At 71.7% G+C, this 15,990-nt stretch carries 13 protein-coding genes and 1 pseudogene; 5 read left to right on the top strand and 9 right to left on the bottom strand.

The window, feature by feature from the left end:
• Positions 1-29: 29 nt before the first annotated feature.
• From ACWGPE_RS10550 to ACWGPE_RS10530, 5 genes are all read right to left on the bottom strand, one after another.
• Positions 30-3,098, bottom strand: coding sequence for an NEW3 domain-containing protein (locus ACWGPE_RS10550; RefSeq protein WP_452048667.1), 3,069 nt, complete (start codon positions 3,096-3,098; stop codon positions 30-32).
• 203 nt (positions 3,099-3,301) lie between these two features.
• A complete protein-coding gene (locus ACWGPE_RS10545; RefSeq protein ID WP_231431889.1) occupies positions 3,302-4,120 on the bottom strand; it encodes a carbohydrate ABC transporter permease in 819 nt (272 codons plus the stop codon).
• Positions 4,117-5,022: a carbohydrate ABC transporter permease gene (locus tag ACWGPE_RS10540; RefSeq protein ID WP_231431890.1), complete on the bottom strand. Its 906-nt coding sequence runs from the start codon at positions 5,020-5,022 to the stop codon at positions 4,117-4,119. The genes ACWGPE_RS10545 and ACWGPE_RS10540 overlap by 4 nt, the downstream gene beginning before the upstream one ends.
• Positions 5,015-6,373 carry an ABC transporter substrate-binding protein gene (locus tag ACWGPE_RS10535; RefSeq protein ID WP_231431891.1) on the bottom strand — a complete coding sequence of 453 codons (1,359 nt, stop codon included), beginning with the start codon at positions 6,371-6,373 and terminating at the stop codon, positions 5,015-5,017. Before ACWGPE_RS10535 ends, ACWGPE_RS10540 begins: the two co-directional genes overlap by 8 nt.
• Complete coding sequence (locus ACWGPE_RS10530) at positions 6,370-7,467, bottom strand: PfkB family carbohydrate kinase (RefSeq protein WP_376931040.1); 1,098 nt, start codon at positions 7,465-7,467, stop codon at positions 6,370-6,372. Before ACWGPE_RS10530 ends, ACWGPE_RS10535 begins: the two co-directional genes overlap by 4 nt.
• Positions 7,468-7,604: 137 nt before the next feature.
• Here ACWGPE_RS10530 and ACWGPE_RS10525 point away from each other — a divergent pair, with 137 nt between their 5' ends.
• Together ACWGPE_RS10525 and ACWGPE_RS10520 are read left to right on the top strand one after the other, a co-directional pair.
• The gene (locus ACWGPE_RS10525) at positions 7,605-8,354 is read left to right on the top strand and encodes a DeoR/GlpR family DNA-binding transcription regulator (protein ID WP_231431893.1); all 750 of its coding nucleotides are present in this window, start codon (positions 7,605-7,607) and stop codon (positions 8,352-8,354) included.
• Positions 8,351-9,682, top strand: coding sequence for a 6-phospho-beta-glucosidase (locus ACWGPE_RS10520; protein WP_452048666.1), 1,332 nt, complete (start codon positions 8,351-8,353; stop codon positions 9,680-9,682). The genes ACWGPE_RS10525 and ACWGPE_RS10520 overlap by 4 nt, the downstream gene beginning before the upstream one ends.
• On the opposite strand, the gene ACWGPE_RS10515 is transcribed toward ACWGPE_RS10520, so the two are convergent.
• Positions 9,672-10,301 (bottom strand): glyoxalase, encoded by a 630-nt coding sequence (locus tag ACWGPE_RS10515; RefSeq protein ID WP_452048665.1) that lies wholly within the window; start codon positions 10,299-10,301, stop codon positions 9,672-9,674. The genes ACWGPE_RS10520 and ACWGPE_RS10515 overlap by 11 nt on opposite strands.
• 192 nt (positions 10,302-10,493) lie before the next feature.
• Here ACWGPE_RS10515 and ACWGPE_RS10510 point away from each other — a divergent pair.
• Positions 10,494-11,207, top strand: a pseudogene (locus tag ACWGPE_RS10510) (DUF2306 domain-containing protein); the annotation flags it as partial.
• Positions 11,208-11,327: 120 nt separating this feature from the next.
• Here the strand turns inward: ACWGPE_RS10510 and ACWGPE_RS10505 are convergent.
• Entirely contained in the window at positions 11,328-12,095 is a 768-nt protein-coding gene (locus ACWGPE_RS10505) for a DeoR/GlpR family DNA-binding transcription regulator (RefSeq protein ID WP_231431896.1), read from the bottom strand.
• 59 nt (positions 12,096-12,154) lie between these two features.
• On the opposite strand from ACWGPE_RS10505, the gene ACWGPE_RS10500 reads away from it, so the two are divergent.
• The gene (locus ACWGPE_RS10500; RefSeq protein ID WP_452048664.1) at positions 12,155-12,532 is read left to right on the top strand and encodes a DUF4406 domain-containing protein; all 378 of its coding nucleotides are present in this window, start codon (positions 12,155-12,157) and stop codon (positions 12,530-12,532) included.
• A gap of 16 nt (positions 12,533-12,548) precedes the next feature.
• Here ACWGPE_RS10500 and ACWGPE_RS10495 read toward each other — a convergent pair whose 3' ends face one another.
• The gene (locus ACWGPE_RS10495; RefSeq protein WP_452048663.1) at positions 12,549-13,172 is read right to left on the bottom strand and encodes a CGNR zinc finger domain-containing protein; all 624 of its coding nucleotides are present in this window, start codon (positions 13,170-13,172) and stop codon (positions 12,549-12,551) included.
• A 63-nt stretch (positions 13,173-13,235) separates the two neighbouring features.
• Here ACWGPE_RS10495 and ACWGPE_RS10490 point away from each other — a divergent pair, with 63 nt between their 5' ends.
• Entirely contained in the window at positions 13,236-14,564 is a 1,329-nt protein-coding gene (locus ACWGPE_RS10490; protein ID WP_231431899.1) for an MFS transporter, read from the top strand.
• 24 nt (positions 14,565-14,588) lie between these two features.
• On the opposite strand, the gene ACWGPE_RS10485 is transcribed toward ACWGPE_RS10490, so the two are convergent.
• Complete coding sequence (locus ACWGPE_RS10485) at positions 14,589-15,980, bottom strand: hypothetical protein (protein WP_452048662.1); 1,392 nt, start codon at positions 15,978-15,980, stop codon at positions 14,589-14,591.
• Between the last annotated feature and the right edge of the window lie 10 nt (positions 15,981-15,990).

The raw sequence follows: 15,990 nt of genomic DNA, 5'->3' as shown, positions 1-15,990 counted from the left end.
GGATGCGGGCCGGGCGTTCGCGCGGCGGATCAGCCCTTGCCGGGCTTGGTCGCCTCGATCGGGAAGCTCCACGCGTTGACGCCGTCGCCGCTGCCCGCCTCGATGCCGCCCTGCTCGGCGTACGAGACGAGGATGCGGGCGTCGTCGGCGAGCGCCGCGCGGGTGGCCGCGTCGATCGGCACGGCGAGCTTGCCCGTCCCGGCGTCGACGGCCTGCTCGAACGAGCCCAGCAGTCGGCCGCTCATGTCGGGCGCCCACGGCGGGGCCGCGCCGTCGGCCGGCGAGCAGGCCTCGAAGCCGTACACGTCGCCGGCGCAGCTCGTGGTCCAGACCGGGATGAACGTCGTATCGCCCTTCCAGAGGAAGACGCGCACGGTGCCCGCCTCCTCGGTGTCGTAGGAGATGCGCACGTTCTTCTGCTGGACCTTGACGTCGGTGACGCTCATCGCATCGCTCGGCTGCACCCCCGAGATCGTGCCGCCCCGGGTCGCCGACTGCGCGACCGTCTGCGGCGACTGCACGCCCTGCAGGGCGGTGTCGGGGATGATCGGCGCCGACGCCTCGGTCGACCGGTCGGCCGGCGGGGCGTACCCGTCGAGGTAGGCGTGACCCCAGCGGTAGGGCTCCGACTGCTGGCTTCCGAAGGCCGACCACGCGGTGCGGGTCTGGCCGATGAAGTCCTGGGTGTCGGAGTCGTACGGGGTCACGTTGAGCCCCAGGTACCGCGGGTCGACGTCGTTCTGCGCGGCGTCGCCCGACGGCACGGCGCCGGTCGGGCCGACCGCGGCGGGCAGGGCCGCGAGCGGCACCTTCACCTCGAGGTCGTAGCCGCCGCCGGCGTAGGTGCCGTCGGCCTCGCGGGCGACCTCGACCGCCACCTCGACGCCGACGGCGTTGAGCCCGCCCTCGACGGTCTCGGCGAGCGGCCCCGTCGAGAATCCCTGGTGGTTGTCGGCGTCGCGCGACCAGCACGGGCCGTCCTCGCCGTTGCCGTTGGCGGCTTCGGCATCGTCGGTGAACGGGAACATGCCGAGCTTGAACGTCGTCGACGTGTCGACCGAGTCGCCGCGCGGGTCGAGCAGCAGCTCGACCGAGTCGACGAGCCAGTGGCCGAAGCACCGGTCGGGCGTCGCGGCGGCGCTCGCCACGTCGTCGGTCACGCGGATCTGCGCGTAGAGCGCGTCGTCGTACCAGCCGAGCTTCGCGAGGCTGCCGTCGCCGCAGTCGACGCCCTCGACGGCGCAGGCCGCGCCCTCCCACCGGGTGCCGATGTCGACCGGCTCGCCCGTGTAGACGTCGTCGGCGGTGCCGTCGACGGTCGGTGCCGAGGCGAGCTGCGGGATCACGACCGTCGGCACGAGGTACACCGTCTCGTTCTCGGTCGAGGTGCCCGCACCCGAGGTCGTCGTCGCGGTGAACGTCACCGTGCGGCTGCCGAGGTCGGCTGGGTCGGTGTGCGTGACGACGAACTCGACCGTCGCGGTGTCGCCCGCGGCGAGCCCCGTGAACGGCTTGGATGCCTCGTCGGCGACGAACCCGGCGGGCAGCGCGAGCGCGACCTCACCCGACTCCGTCGAGGCGGTGCGGTTGGTCACCTCGACCGGCACCGTCACGGTCTCGCCGGCGCCGATCTGGGCGACGGCGTTCGAGCGACCGCCCACGTAGGCGTCGTGGTCGCGGGTCCACTGCTCGTACTCGGCCATGTTGCCCCAGCGCTCGAAGCGACCCTCGACGGGCGCGACGAGCGCGATGCGGGTGTCGTTGTACGCGGTGACCTCGCCGTCGAACGAAGCGGCGAGCTTGTAGACGCCCGCTGCCGCGTCGGCGGCCGGGGTGACGGTGAACGTCGCCGCCGAGGCATCCTCGTCGCCGATGCCGTCGAGCTCGACGGGGTCGGAGACCTGCCAGCCCGCGGGAACCGCGAGGCTCACGGTGCCGCCGCCGAGGTCGCCCTCGCCTGAGCGCGCCGAGACGGTGACCTCGAACGGCTCGCCGGCGGCCTCGTAGTAGTCGTCGACCGCGAGCGAGAACTCGGAGCCGAGCGGCATGCCGCCGGGGTCGGCGACGACGGCGCCGTAGAGCACCGCGTCGTCGTTCGCGGAGGCCGGCGAGCTGTTCGGCTGCATCGGCACGATCGACTGCGAGACGCCGTAGCGCTGGCAGGTGGGGTTGGTGAGGCCCTTCTCCATCACGCGTGCCTGCGTGGGGTGCGCCCGACCGCCCTCGCGGCCGACCTGCGCCCACGACTTGGCGGTGCCCGCCTGCTGGCCCTGCACGTTGCCCTCGGCCCAGACGTACGGCGAGTCGTAGCCGGTCCACGTGCCGACGACCGTGAACGGGTTCGTCGCGGCCGGCGTGAAGCCGGTGTTGCAGTTCGGCGCGGCCGTGCCTCCCGAGCCGGTCGTGAGGCCGCCGGCGAGGATCTTCTTGACCTGCCAGGTGTCGACGGCGCCCCTGCCCTCGAGCTGTTCGGGGAACATCTCGGGATCGGCGGCCGCGGCCGCGGCCTCCCAGATCATGCGGCCCTGCGCGTACTGGTGGTTGCCGTGCCCGGCCGCGAGCGACGGCGTCGAGCCGACCAGGATCTCGGGCTGGGTCTCGCGGATGATGCGCACGGTGCGGCGCAGGGTCTCCTCGGCGTCCCACACCTGCGCGGTGAGCGCCGCCGAGGTGTTGTAGAAGAAGTCGACCCGGTCGAGGTTGAAGATGTCGATCGTGCCCGAGCGCACGTGGGAGGTGCGGTCCTCGTTCTCCCGGCGGAGGCCGAGGTCGGGGCCGGCCTCGGGGCCGACCGAGTTCGAGCCGCCCTCGCCGCGCGTGGCCATGATGATGCCGCAGCGCACGCCGTAGAGGTCGTGCCAGACGCCGCAGGGCGTCGTGAACCCGGCGTCGTCGTCGGGGTGGGCCCAGATGCCCATGATGTCGATCTTGCCGCGCTCGGTGTCGATCGCGATCGAGGGGTCGCCCGCCTCGAGCTTCGTGGCGGCATCGGCCGCCGGGGTTTCGGTGCCCATCGTCGCTGCCATCGCGGTACCCGGTCCCATGAGTACGGCGGCCGTGACCAGCGAGGTCAGCAGCATGGCGTGATGTCGTTTCATGCGGTCCTCCGTTGGACGCTCGGACGACGGACTGCCGCCCGATCTCCCATCAAGCTAGAGCAGACTCGATCGAACAATCAAGCAGTTTCACGCAGTTTCACGCATTAACGCGTGCGCGGAGTTGCGCACAGCGGGCACGCCGATGCGGGGTGCACGCCGAGACGACGCGCGCACCCCGCTCTGCGCCGGCCGGCGCGCGGGCCTCACTCGCGCACGGCGCCCTCGATCATGCCCTTGATGAAGTGCCGTTGCAGGAACACGTAGAGCAGCACGATCGGCAGCGCGACCATGACCGCGCCCGCGGCGAGCAGCGCCGTGCCCTGCGTGTACTGACCCTGGAAGAACGCGAGCCCGAGCGGCGCGGTGCGCACCGACCCGCTCGGCGACATCACGAGCGGGATGAGGAACTCGTTCCACGTCCACATGAACGTGAGCAGCACGAGCGTCAGGATCGCCGGGCGCCCGATCGGCACGAGCACCTGCCAGAGGATGCGCATCGAGCCCGCCCCGTCGAGGCGCGCGGCGTCGATCAGCGCCCGGCTCGAGGTGCGGAAGTACGTGCGCATCCAATAGGTGCCGAACGCGATCGACATCGCGATCTGCGGCGCGGCGACGCCCCAGACCGTGTTCGTCAGCCCGACGACCCGCAGGTCGAAGTAGAGCGGCACGATGAACGCCTCGGTCGGCACCATGATGCCGAGCAGGAACACGTAGAACATGAGCGTCGCGCCGCGGAACTTCATGGTGCCGAGCGCGTACCCGGCGAGGATCGACGCGAGCACCGCCACGACGACCACGATCACCGCGACGATCACCGAGTTGAGCATGTACTGGCCGAACCGGCCGATCTCCCACGCCTCGGGGAAGTTCTCGGGGTGGAACAGCCCGCCCTCGCGTGCGGCCGACGCGCTCTGCGGCCCGAAGGCGAGCGAGACGATGACGGCGATCGGGCCGAGCACGATGAGCGCGAACGCGACGAGCACGACGTAGTTCGCGCCTCGTTCGATCGGGGACACCTTCACTTGCGGTCTCCGATCATGTTCACGACGCCGTTGATGGCGAAGACGATGATGGTGAGCACGACGCCCACCGCGGTCGCGACACCGACCTCGCCGAGCTCGAACGCCCGACGGTAGATCTCATAGCTCGGCACGGTCGTCGACGTGCCCGGCCCGCCGCTCGTCGTGACGTAGACGAGGTCGAACGTCTTGAGGGCGGCGACGATCGTGAGCGTGAGCGCCACGGTGATCTCGCCGCGCACCATCGGCAGCGTGATCGCGAAGAACTCGCGCACCGGGCCCGAGCCGTCGAGCCGCGCCGCCTCGTAGAGCTCGCGGGGCACGCGACTCATGCCGGCCATGAGCAGCACGGTCACGAGGCCCGTGCACACCCACGTGCCGATGAGTCCGACCGCGGGCAGCGTGAACGCGTAGTCGCCGAGCCACGGACGCGCGAGCGCGCCGAGCCCGATCATGCGCAGGAACCCGTTGAGCGGGCCGTCGGGCGCGTAGATCTGCCGCCAGGTGACGGCGACGACGACCATCGCGATGACCTGCGGCAGGAAGATCACGCTGCGGAAGAACCCGAGCCCGCGCACCTGGGCGCGGGTGAGCAGGCTCGCGAGCAGCAGGCCGATCACGAGCGGCAGCACCGCGTAGAAGAACACGAGCACGAGCGCGTGCCAGAAGGCCTCGCGCAGGCGCTCGTCGAAGATGATCTCGACGTAGTTGTCGAACCCCACGAAGGTGGAGGCTCCGAGCCCGTCCCACTCGAAGAACGAGAACTGCGCGGCCCGCACGAGCGGGAACAGCAGGAAGACCCCGTAGAGCAGGAGGGCGGGGGCCAGGTACGCCCAGGGAACCCACGCCGATCGGGCGGAGCGCCGAGAGGCGCTCCGCCCGACCGTGGTCGTGCCGTCAGCCATTGCTTTCGACGAACTCCGAGTAGTCGGCCTCGAGGGTCTCGGTGAACTGCTCGGGTGTCGCCTGCCCGGCGAGCAGGTCCTGCAGCGCCTGTCCCATCGTGTCGCCGAAGGTCGGCGTCGCGTAGTCGAGGTAGGGCAGCAGGCTGCCGTTGCCGGTGACGTCGCCGAACACGGTGAACACGTCGGCCATCACGCCCTCGCTCGGGGCGAGCTCGGCGGTGCGGTTGACGGGCAGGTTGCCGGTCTCGGCGAGCACGTCCATCGCCTCATCGCTCGTGATGAAGTCGATGTACGCCGCGGCGACGTCGGTGTTGTCGGCCGCCGAGGTGATCGTGAACGGCAGGCCGGTTCCGCCCGTGGTCGCGGGCGTGCCGTCGCCGGTGTTCGGGATGAAGAACCCGACGTCGTCGCCCATCGCGTCGGCGAGGTCGGCGGCGAGCCACGAACCGCCGATGAGGAAGACGCCGTCGCCGGCCGCGAGCGACTGCCAGGCCGCGTCGTAGTCGGTGCCGTTCACGCCGTCGTTGAAGTAGCCGGCCTCGACCCAGCCCTGCAGGGTCTCGGCGGCCGCGACGTTCTCGGGCGTGGTCCAGCTCTGGCCGGCGTTGCCGAGGCCGAGGTCGGTGATGACCTCGGCGTCGACGTCGTCGCCCTGCACCGGGCCGAACACGTGCAGCGCGGGCCACTTCTCGATGTTGCCGAGCAGCATCGGCGTCTCCCCCGCCGACTTCGCGGTCTTCAGGGCCGCGTCGAACTCGGACCAGTCGGCCGGCACCTCGAGGCCGAGCTCCTCGAGCTTGGACTTCGAGTAGAAGACGCCGACGACCTCGCCGACCTGCGGCAGGCCGTACAGGTTGCCGTCGCCGAACACCTTCGCGTCATCGCTGTACGTCGAGTACTGCAGCACCGACGGCGAGTACCGGTCGAACCAGCCGTACGCCTCGGCGTAGTCGTCGAGCGGGCGCAACTGCTCGGCGGCGACGAACTGGCCCATCGTGTTGCGGCCGTTGTTCGCCTGCACGACGTCGGGTGCGTCGGCGTCGGTGAGGGCGAGCCGCAGCGTGGTCGCGAGGTCGTCGAACGACTGCGAGTTGCGGTCGATCGTCACGTTCGGGTACTTCTCCATGAACGCGGCGTTGAGCTGCTCCATCTGCTCGTTCTGGCCGCCGCGCACCTCCTGGTCCCACACGGTCAGGGTGACGTCGCCGACATCCGAGATGTCGGTGCTGATGTCGCCCGTGTCGGCGGTGTTGCCGGGGCTCGCACCGGTGCCGGGGGCGCAGCTCGTGAGGGCGACGACGAGGGCGGCGCCCGTCAGCGCCACCGCGGTCAGTCGGGTGTTCCGTCTCATGATGTACCTCTCTTCTCGGGATTCGATCGCCGGGCCGCTGTGGTGCCGTAGTCGGCGAAGGGGAAGGTGAGCTCCGCTCTGCGGCGCCCGGATGCCTCGGGGACGGCGTCGCTCAGGAAGGCGAATCTCGTCGCGAGCTCGCGATCGTCGCCGCCCTGCGCACGACTCCACCAGTCGGCGACGTCGCCCCAGCCGGGGGCGCCGACCGCGCCGCCGGGGTGCTCGACGGCGAGCGCCGCGCAGAGCGACGCGAACGAGAGCCGCTGTTCGAGGTCCCAGTCGCGCAGGGTGCCGAACACGAGGGCCGCACCGAAGACGTCGCCGGCGCCCGTGGCGTCCCGTCCGCTCGTCGGCACCGCGGGCACGACGACCTCGTCGCCGCTCGCCGAGTCGATCGCGACGGCACCGTGCTCGCCGCGCGTGACGACGACGAGCGGCACGAGCTCGGCGAGCGCGCGGGCCGCGCCGGCCGCCGAGTCGGTGCGCGTGTAGGCCATGGCCTCGGTCTCGTTGGGGGTGAAGGCGTAGCAGTCGGCGAGGAGGCGCAGGTCGGCCGGGTCCCAGCGTCCGCTCGAGTCCCAGCCGAGGTCGGCGAAGATCTTCGTGCCCGAGTGGGCTGCGGCCCGCCACCAGGCGTCGACCTCCCGGCCCCCGCGCGAGGCGCCGAGGTCGACGAAGGTCGCGCGAGCGGCGGGTCGGTCGCCGACGAGCTCGCCCGCGGTGAACGGCGCCGGCTCCTCGCGGGTGACCATGCTGCGGTCGCTGCCGGAGGCGATCGAGACGGTGACGGGCGTGGGCCAGTCGGGCACGAGGCGCGAGCGGCCGAGGTCGATGCCCTCGCGGTCGGCGAGGAACTCCCAGCACCAGCGACCGTAGACGTCGTCGCCGAGCGTCGCCGCGAGCGCGGTGCCGAGGCCGAGGCGGGCGGTGGCGACGGCGAGGTTGGCGACGCCGCCCGGGCTCGACGCGAGGCCCTCTGCGTACACCTCGGTGCCCGGGCGCGGTGCCCCGTCGACGCCGGTGAACACGAGGTCGAAGAAGACGGGCCCGGTGAGGAGCACGTCGACGCCGTCGTCGGCAGCCCGTTCAGCCACGCATCCTCCTTGATTGCGATCGCCTGCGCGATCGTCGATCGGCTTTGACTGAACATACTCTCGAATGAACGGTGCTGCGTCAATTCATGCGTGAAATTGTCAATTCATGCTCGAAGTTGACTGCTAGCATCATGCTCATGCTCACAGCAACGCGACAGGCGCACATCCTGAACTCCCTGCGCACCGACGGTGAGGTCACGGTCGAAGAGCTCGCCGAGCAGTTCGGCGTCTCGCTCTCGACGATCCGTCGCGACCTCAACGCGCTGAGCGCCGAGGGCCTGCTGCGTCGCGTGCGCGGCGGGGGCAGCATCGAGCCCGACCAGATCCCGTTCACCGACGTCGAGCGCCAGCACGCGCCCGAGAAGTCGCGGGTCGCCGAGCGTGCGGCCGAGCTGGTCGCCGAGGGCGACGTCGTCATCATCGACATCGGCACGACGACGGCCCTGCTCGCGGCGCAGCTGCGCGGCCGGCGCATCACGGTCATCACCGCGAGCCTCGCGGTCATCGACGAGCTCCGCGACGACGACGTGGTGGAGCTCATCGTGCTCGGCGGTGCCGTGCGCAAGAACTACAACTCGATGATCGGCACGCTCACCGAGCAGGCCCTCGCCCAGATCCGCGCGACGACGTGCTTCCTCGGCACGAGCGGCATCCGCGCCGACGGCACCATCTCCGACACCACCGGCATGGAGGTGCCGATCAAACGGGCGATGATCGAGTCATCCCAGCGCACGGTCGTGCTCGCCGACGGCTCGAAGTTCCCCGGCGTCGGCGTGCTGAGCGTCTGCGGCCCCGACCAGATCTCGGCGGTCGTGACGAACGACGATGCGGATGCCTCCACCCTCGATCTGCTCCGCGAGGCGGGAGTCGAGGTGATGGTCGCGTGAAGCTCACCATCATCGGCGGCGGCGGGTTCCGTGTGCCGCAGGTCTTCGAGGCGGTCGCGGCCGACGACGCACCCGTGCGCATCGACGAGCTCGCGCTCTACGACGTGTCGGCGTCGCGACTCGAGACGATCGGGGCGATCGTGTCGCGCCTCGCGCAGGAGCGCCGGCACGTGCCGGCGATCACGACGACGACCGACCTGGAGGAGGCGCTGCGCGGCGCCGACTTCGTCTTCAGCGCCGTGCGCATCGGCGGCACGCAGGGCCGCATCCTCGACGAGCGCACCGCCCTCGACCTCGGCGTGCTCGGCCAGGAGACCGTCGGCCCGGGCGGCCTCGCCTACGCACTGCGCACGGTGCCGTTCATGACCCGCCTCGCCGAGACGATCCGCAGGGTCGCCCCCGACGCCTGGGTCATCAACTTCACGAACCCCGCGGGCATCGTCACCGAAGCGATGCAGCGCGTGCTCGGCGACCGGGTCGTCGGCATCTGCGACACCCCGATCGGCCTCATGCGCCGCGCCGCCGCTGCGACGGGCAGCTCGGCCGACGCCATCGCGTTCGACTACGTCGGACTCAACCACCTGGGGTGGTTGCGATCGATCACGGCCGGCGGAGACGAACTGCTGCCACGGCTGCTCGAGTCGGACGGTTCGCTCGAACGCATCGAAGAGGCGCGGCTCATGGGCTTCGACTGGGTGCGTGCGATCGGCGCCCTGCCGAACGAGTACCTGTACTACTACTACTTCACGCGCGAGGCGACGGCACGCATCCGTTCGGCGGCGGCGACCCGCGGCGAGTTCATCGACCGCCAGCAGTCGGCGTTCTACAGCGCCCCCGGCGACGACCCGCTCGAGACGTGGATGCGTGCGCGGCACGAGCGCGAGTCGAGCTACATGGCCGAGAGCCGAGACGACGACGAGGAGCGCCACGAGTCGGACGTCGACGGCGGCGGGTACCACCAGGTGGCGCTCGACCTCATGGCGGCGCTCGCGAGCGGGCGCTCGGCGACGATGATCCTCAACGTGCGCAACAACACGCTGGTTCCGCAGCTGCCCGACGACGCCGTCGTCGAGGTCGGCTGCGTCGTCGACGCCGACGGCGTGCACCCGTGGTCGATCGCGCCGGTGGCGGGCGAGATGCTCGGCCTCATCACGCAGGTGAAGTCGGCCGAGCGCCTCATCATCGGCGCCGTGCACGAGCGCTCGCGCGAGCTCGCCTGGCGCGGCTTCGCCGCGCACCCGCTCGTCGACTCGGTCGGCGTCGCCCGATCGCTCGTCGACCGCTACGGCCAGGCGTTCCCCGAGATCGGCGAGCTGCTCACGGCGTAGGCGCCCAGGCGAATCCGTCGGGGTCGACGAACGCCGCGGCATTCCCGTTGATCTCGACGCGGTGCGAGCCGGCGCCGTCGGCAGAGACGCCGACGGTCTTCGCGAGTGCGCGTCGCTTGTAGAGGCCGAACCCGATCGGACTGCCCGGCATCGCGAAGTCGACGTAGCCGCCGATGCTCTTCGCGACCGAGAGCCCGCGCTCGGAGTAGAAGCGCTTGCTCGCCGACACGTCGTCGGCGCCGATGAGCAGCACGACGTTCTCGATGCGGTGCGTCGCCGGCCCGGTGTCCTTCTTGGCTTCGCTCGCCATCTGCCAGATCGTGCCGTCGGGCGCCTGCACGACGCCGCCGAACCCCCACAGCGACTTCTCCGCGGGCTTCAGCACGGTCGCGCCTGCGGCGATGGCCGCGTCGAACAGGTGCACGACGTCGGTCGGTTGGCCCACGATGAGCGACATCGTGAATCCGCGGAAGCCGCTCGTCGAGGCATCCGACGGCCTGAGACGCAACCGTTCGCCGAGCCCGAAGGCGCCGTCGTAGAACCGCGCGGATGCCTCGGGGTCGTCGACCTCGAGCGTCACCGAGTCGATCGACGTGAGCTGTTGCTGGTCGGTGTTCATGCCGCCGATGTTTCACGGGCGCGCGTCCGGCGTCAACCCCGGCGTACCCGCACCACGGGACCACACGAACACACCCGGCACGGCCACACGACCACACCCCGCGCCACCGACGGCCGAACGGGCGAGAACCGCCTCCGCGAATCGGGGGTTCGCCCCCTGTCGGCGCGATCGGCGCGGTCGTAGCTTGCCGCTGTGACCACCGACACCACCCAGAAGACCGCCGCTCCCGACCGCCCGAGCACACCGGGCGACACCTCCGAGGCCTCCCCAGCACCGCGCCGCACCGGCACCCGCATCGCCTGGACGTGGGTGCTGCTCTCGTCGCTCGGCATCGCCGCGTTCGCGGTCGTGCCGTATCTCACCGCGCCGCTGCGCGAGCTCGCCGAGTCGCCGTCGGGCGGGCTGGCGGGCAACTACGCCGAGCAGCCGCTGCCGATCCGGATCGCGTTCTACGCGCACATCGTGGCCGGCGGCATCGCGCTCGTCCTGGGACCGCTGCAGTTCTGGCGCGGCCTGCGCGAGCGGCGCCCGCGCGTGCACCGCTGGACGGGCCGGGTGTATATCGCTGCGATCGGCGTCGGCGGCATCGCGGCGCTCGTCATCGCACCCGTCAACGATGCCGGACTCGTCGGTCTCTTCGGCTTCGGCGGGCTCGGGGTGCTCTGGCTCGTGACGGGATGGCTCGCCTACCGCGCGATCCGACGCCACGACGTCGACACCCACCGCGCCTGGATGATGCGCAACTTCGCCCTCACCTACGCGGCCGTGACGCTGCGCATCTGGCTGCCGCTGCTGCTGCTCGTGCAGCTGCCGTTCATCGCCGACGGTACCGATTTCGACGCCGTCTTCGCGAACGCGTACGCCGCCGTCCCGTTCCTCTGCTGGGTGCCGAACCTCATCGTCGCCGAGTGGCTCATCGCCCGCCGCGGACTGCCTGCGCTCTGGCGGCAGCCCGAGCGCGGCATCCGTCAGCCGTCGTCGTCCCGGCCACGGCCGACGCCCGGCGACCGACGACCGACGACGCGGTCAGCGCGCGTGCGCGTCGGCCGAGAGGATCGGAACTCCCGCCGCGGCGAGTCCGCTCAGCGTCCGGCTGCCCGGCTCGCCGTCGGTGATGATTCCGGCGACGGCGTCGAGCGGCACGACCGCGTAGCGGGAGGCGGTGCCGATCTTCTCGGCGCTCGCGAGCACGTAGGTCTCGGCGGCGCGTGAGGCGAGGGCGCGCTTCATGGCCGCTTCGTCGGGGTCGCCGGTCGTCAGGCCGGCGGTCGGATGCACTCCGGTCACGCCGAGGAAGAAGAGGTCGGCGCTGATCGTGCCGGCGGCCTCGACCGCGGCTGCGCCGCAGGCGACGGCCGAGTGCTTGAACAGGCGACCGCCGATCAGGAACACGTCGGCCGCGTGGTCGAGCAGGCTGGCCGCGATGGTCGGGCTGTGCGTGATGATCGTGCACTCGAGCGTCTTCGGCAGGGCATCGACCATCGCGAGCGTCGTGGTGCCGCCGTCGAGGATCACGGTGGCGCCGGGCTCGATCATCGCAGCGGCGGTCGCGGCGACGCGCCGCTTGCTCTCGGGCGCCACCGATTCGCGGCTGGTGTAGTCGGCGACGGCCGGGGATGCGGGCAGCGCACCGCCGTACACGCGCACGGCCAGGCCCGCGGCGTCGAGTTCGCGCAGGTCGCGGCGGATGCTGTCCTCCGACAGCCCGAGCTCGACCGCCACCTCCTTGGCGACGATGCGTCCGTCGCGTCGAAGGCGCTCCAGGAGCAGGTCTTTGCGCGCAGCGGCGAGCATTCGGGTTCCTTCCTGTTTCTGCACGTTTCTGCTGTATTGTGCCCGATATGACCAAGCCTATGTTGATTCTGATCGCCGGACCCTACGCCTCGGGCACCGGCGGTGATCCCGAACTGATGGCGAAGAACCTGCGGCGGCTCGAAGAGGCAGCCTGGCCGATCTTCCAGGCCGGACACGTACCGATGATCGGCGAATGGGTGGCACTCCCCGTGCTCGCGAGCGCAGGAGCGAGCGGCCCGTCCGATCCACTGGCGGCCGAGGTCATGTACCCGACCGCCGAGCGGCTCCTCCAGCACTGCGATGCGGTGCTGCGCCTGCCCGGACCGTCGCGCGGGGCCGACCAGGACGTCGCGATCGCACGGGATCGCGGCATCCCCGTCTACTTCTCGCTCGACGAGGTGCCGGCCGCGATCCCGGCCGCGGCGCCGACCGCATGACGCGCCGGCCGGCGCGCTACCCGACGGACGCGCCGGCGCCCGCCGCCTGCCGGCGCGCGTAGAACTCGCGCACCCGGTTGCGGTTGCCGCAGTCGGAGGCGACGCACCAGCGCCGGTTGTGGCGCGGCGAGGTGTCGAGGAACACCCAGCCGCACTCGGCGTCGGCGCACTGCGCCAGCCGATCGAGGTCGTCGCGCAGCAGCAGCTCGACCGCGGCGAGCGCGAGGCGTCGGCGCGGGAGCGCCAGGTCGACGTCGAAGCTCCACCCCCATCCGTCGCCCCCGCGCGCGAGCATGCCGGCCGCAGCGGCCTCGGCGTGCTCGCGCGCGACCAGGTCGGTCGGCCCGCCCTCGTAGCAGGCCGCGTAGAGCGCCTCGCGCAGTTCGCGCACCCGCTCCCACTCGGCGGCGGCCTCGTCCGGGTGCTGAACCGCGAGCCCGTGCAGCACCGTCTCCTGCGCGGCGTCGACGAGCCCCGACTCGACGGCGAACCGCACGACCTCGTCGTAGTCGACCAGGTAGTCGACGATGCGGTCGAGGGCGAGCCGCTCGGACATCGTGTTCATGAGGTCGAGCCCGACGGCGCCGCCGATCTGCGCGAAGGGGGTGTCGCGCCGGCGGTACGTGACCGGATTCGCCATGCATTGATTCTAATGCACACTTCGGGCTTTACGCATTCGATCATTTCTGCCAGTGTGTAATGCATGCTTGCACGATCATCCGTTAGCAGCCGCGGAGCTGCGGTCCGCGACATCCAGCGCCGCGCACCGCTTTCCGCCGACTTCTCGCGCCTGTGGGTCGCGCAGGGCGCCGGCGTCGCCGCCGCGCAGGTCGCCGAGCTCGCGCTGCCGCTGCTCGCCGTGCTCATGCTGAACGCATCCGCGCTCGAGCTCGGCCTGCTCGGCGTCGCACGCTGGCTGCCGTTCCTGCTGCTCGCACTCCCCCTCGGCGTGCTCGTCGACCGGCACCGGCGGCGCCCGATGATCGTCATCTCCGACTGGGGCCGTGCGGCCCTGACCGTCGCGATCATCGCCTTGGCCGTCGCCGGCGTGCTGACGACGCCCGCGCTGCTGCTGCTCGCCGCGGCGATCGGCTGCTTCACCGTGCTGTTCGAGGTGTCGTACCAGTCGATCGTGCCGAGCGTCGTGCCGCCGTCGGGGCTCGAGCGCGCGAACTCCCGCCTCGCGGCGACCGCGGCCGCCGTGCAGGTGGGCGGGCCGGGCCTCGGCGGCATGCTCGTGCAGCTCATCTCCGCCCCGCTCGCCCTGCTCGTCACGGCCGTCGGCTACGTCGTCTCGGCGGTCTCGGTCACCGGCATCCGCGCGCCCGAGTCGCCGTCGACCAGCCGCGCCGGGTTCGCCACCGAGCTGCGCGAGGGCATGTCGTACGTGCGTCGCGACAAGTACCTCGTCGCCAACCTCGGCTTCTCGGCGCTCTACAACCCGTTCATCCAGTGGGTCATGGTGCTGTTCCTGCTGCACGCCGTCGAGCAGCTCGGCCTCGATGCCTTCCAGGTCGGCCTCATCCTCGCGATCGGCGCGACCGGCGCACTGGCCGGGTCGTTGCTCGCGGGGCCGCTCGTGCGACGGTTCGGGGCGGGCCGCCCCATCCTGTGGACCGCGGTCGCCGAGTGCTTCGTGCTGCTCCTGCTTCCGGTCGCGGATGCCTCGTGGGGAGCGCCGACGCTCGTGATCGTGCTCGGCCTCGTGTTCGCGGTGGGCGACGCCGGTGCGACGCTGTCGAGCGTCATCCTCATCACCATCCGCCAGCTGCGCACCCCCGACCACCTGCTCGGCCGGGTGAACGCGAGCATGCGCTGGGTCTCGTACGGCACGATCGCGTTCGGCGCCGCCGCGGGCGGCATCGTCGGTGAGCTCGTCGGCACGCAGCTCGGCATCCTGATCGGCGTGCTGCTCACCTTCTCGGCCGTGATCTGGGTCGCGCTCGGACCGCTGCCGCGCGTCGGCGACCCGACCGACCTCGCGATCGCCGAGCGGCGCGAGCAGGAGGCATCCGCCCTCGCCGCCGGGTGAGGAGCGGGCGGGCGCCGGCCCTGCTCAACCGGCCGGGGCGCGCCGCTGCACGCGTCGATCGCGCTTCGAGCGCCGACGCTGTTCGGCGAGTCGGCGGGCCGCGAGCGACGACTGGTCGGGGTCGCCCGGCGAGAGCGCGGCGCGCAGCAGGTTGCGCTCGCGGGCGGCGGCACGCAGGTCGGCCATGCCGACCGACGTCGCAAGCACCGGCGCGGCCACGACCACGGCGACCGCGAGCGCGACGCCGGGGCGGGCGGTCCCGAGGTCCGTTCCGGCGAGCCCCGCGATCACGAAGAGCGCGAGCGGCATGATCGCGGCGACGATCGCCGACGACGCCCAGCGCCCGGCGCGCGGATCGAGCAGGAGCGCGTCGGCCACCTCCTCGGGGGCACGCCTCGGGCCGCCGTCGGCGACCCAGCGCACCGCGGCCAGTTCGACGCGGCGCATCATCGCGAGCCGGGCGATGCCGAGGGCGGCCGTGATCACGAGCACACCGGCGATCGCGACGCCGCCCCAGAGGCTCAGCCCGTCGATGAACCGCTCGACCGGTTCGTCGAAGTAGCGTTCGTCGCAGCGCTTGCACGGCTGCCGCAGCCAGACGGAGACGAACCAGATCGCCCCGACGGCGAAGAGCGCGCACACGGCGATGACGAGCAAGCGGTCGACGCGTTCGAAGAACCGGGGGTGCAGCAGCGCGGGCGGGTCTGCGACCGGGGATGCCTCGCGCCGACGCTCCTCGGCGAGGTCGGCGGCGACGACCGAGCGCGCCCAGCCCACCTCGAGCTCGGCACGGCGGGCCTCCTGCCCCTCCTCGACGCCGAGCAGCAGCGACCGCACCACGAGCCATGCGACCACCAGTGCCGCGCTGACGCCGACGACCGTCCACACGACGGGGGTTCGTCCCTCGTCGTCGACGAGCGCGAACAGCAGGCAGAATCCGCCGACGGCCATGGCGATCACCGCGACGGCCAGCACCGCACGGCGGAGGTGCCGGGCCGGAAGGATCGCGAGTCGGCCGCGATGCGCCGCCGACGGCACCTGACCGGGATTCGCGGTCACGTGGCGTTCGAGCAGCCGCAGCGCCGTCGCGGCATCGAGGGCTCCGAGCAGCGGGATCGCGAGCGCCAGTACCGCGGCGAGTCCGAAGAGCGGCAGCACCGTCGCGCGGAGGAACTCGTCGAACTCGAGGGCGCGCGACAGGTCGCCCAGCGCTTCGTCGCCGACGATCGCGGCGACGAGCAGCAGCAGCCACGTCGCACCGGCACCGACCGCGAAGGCGTTCACGAGGCCGACCGCGGTGCGGGCGAAGGCCGACGCGTGCGTCTCGGGCACCTCGACGAACCTGAGGTCGCGCAGTTCGCGCCCGGCGCGGGTGCGCTGGGCGCGGCGTCGCACGGTGCGGTCCCTTGCGGTCATGCCCGTCAGG

It is taken from the genome of Agromyces sp. NPDC055658, assembly GCF_053618155.1.
The sequence above is the reverse complement of the archived record's forward strand: the minus strand, read 5'-3'. Positions and strand labels throughout refer to the sequence as shown.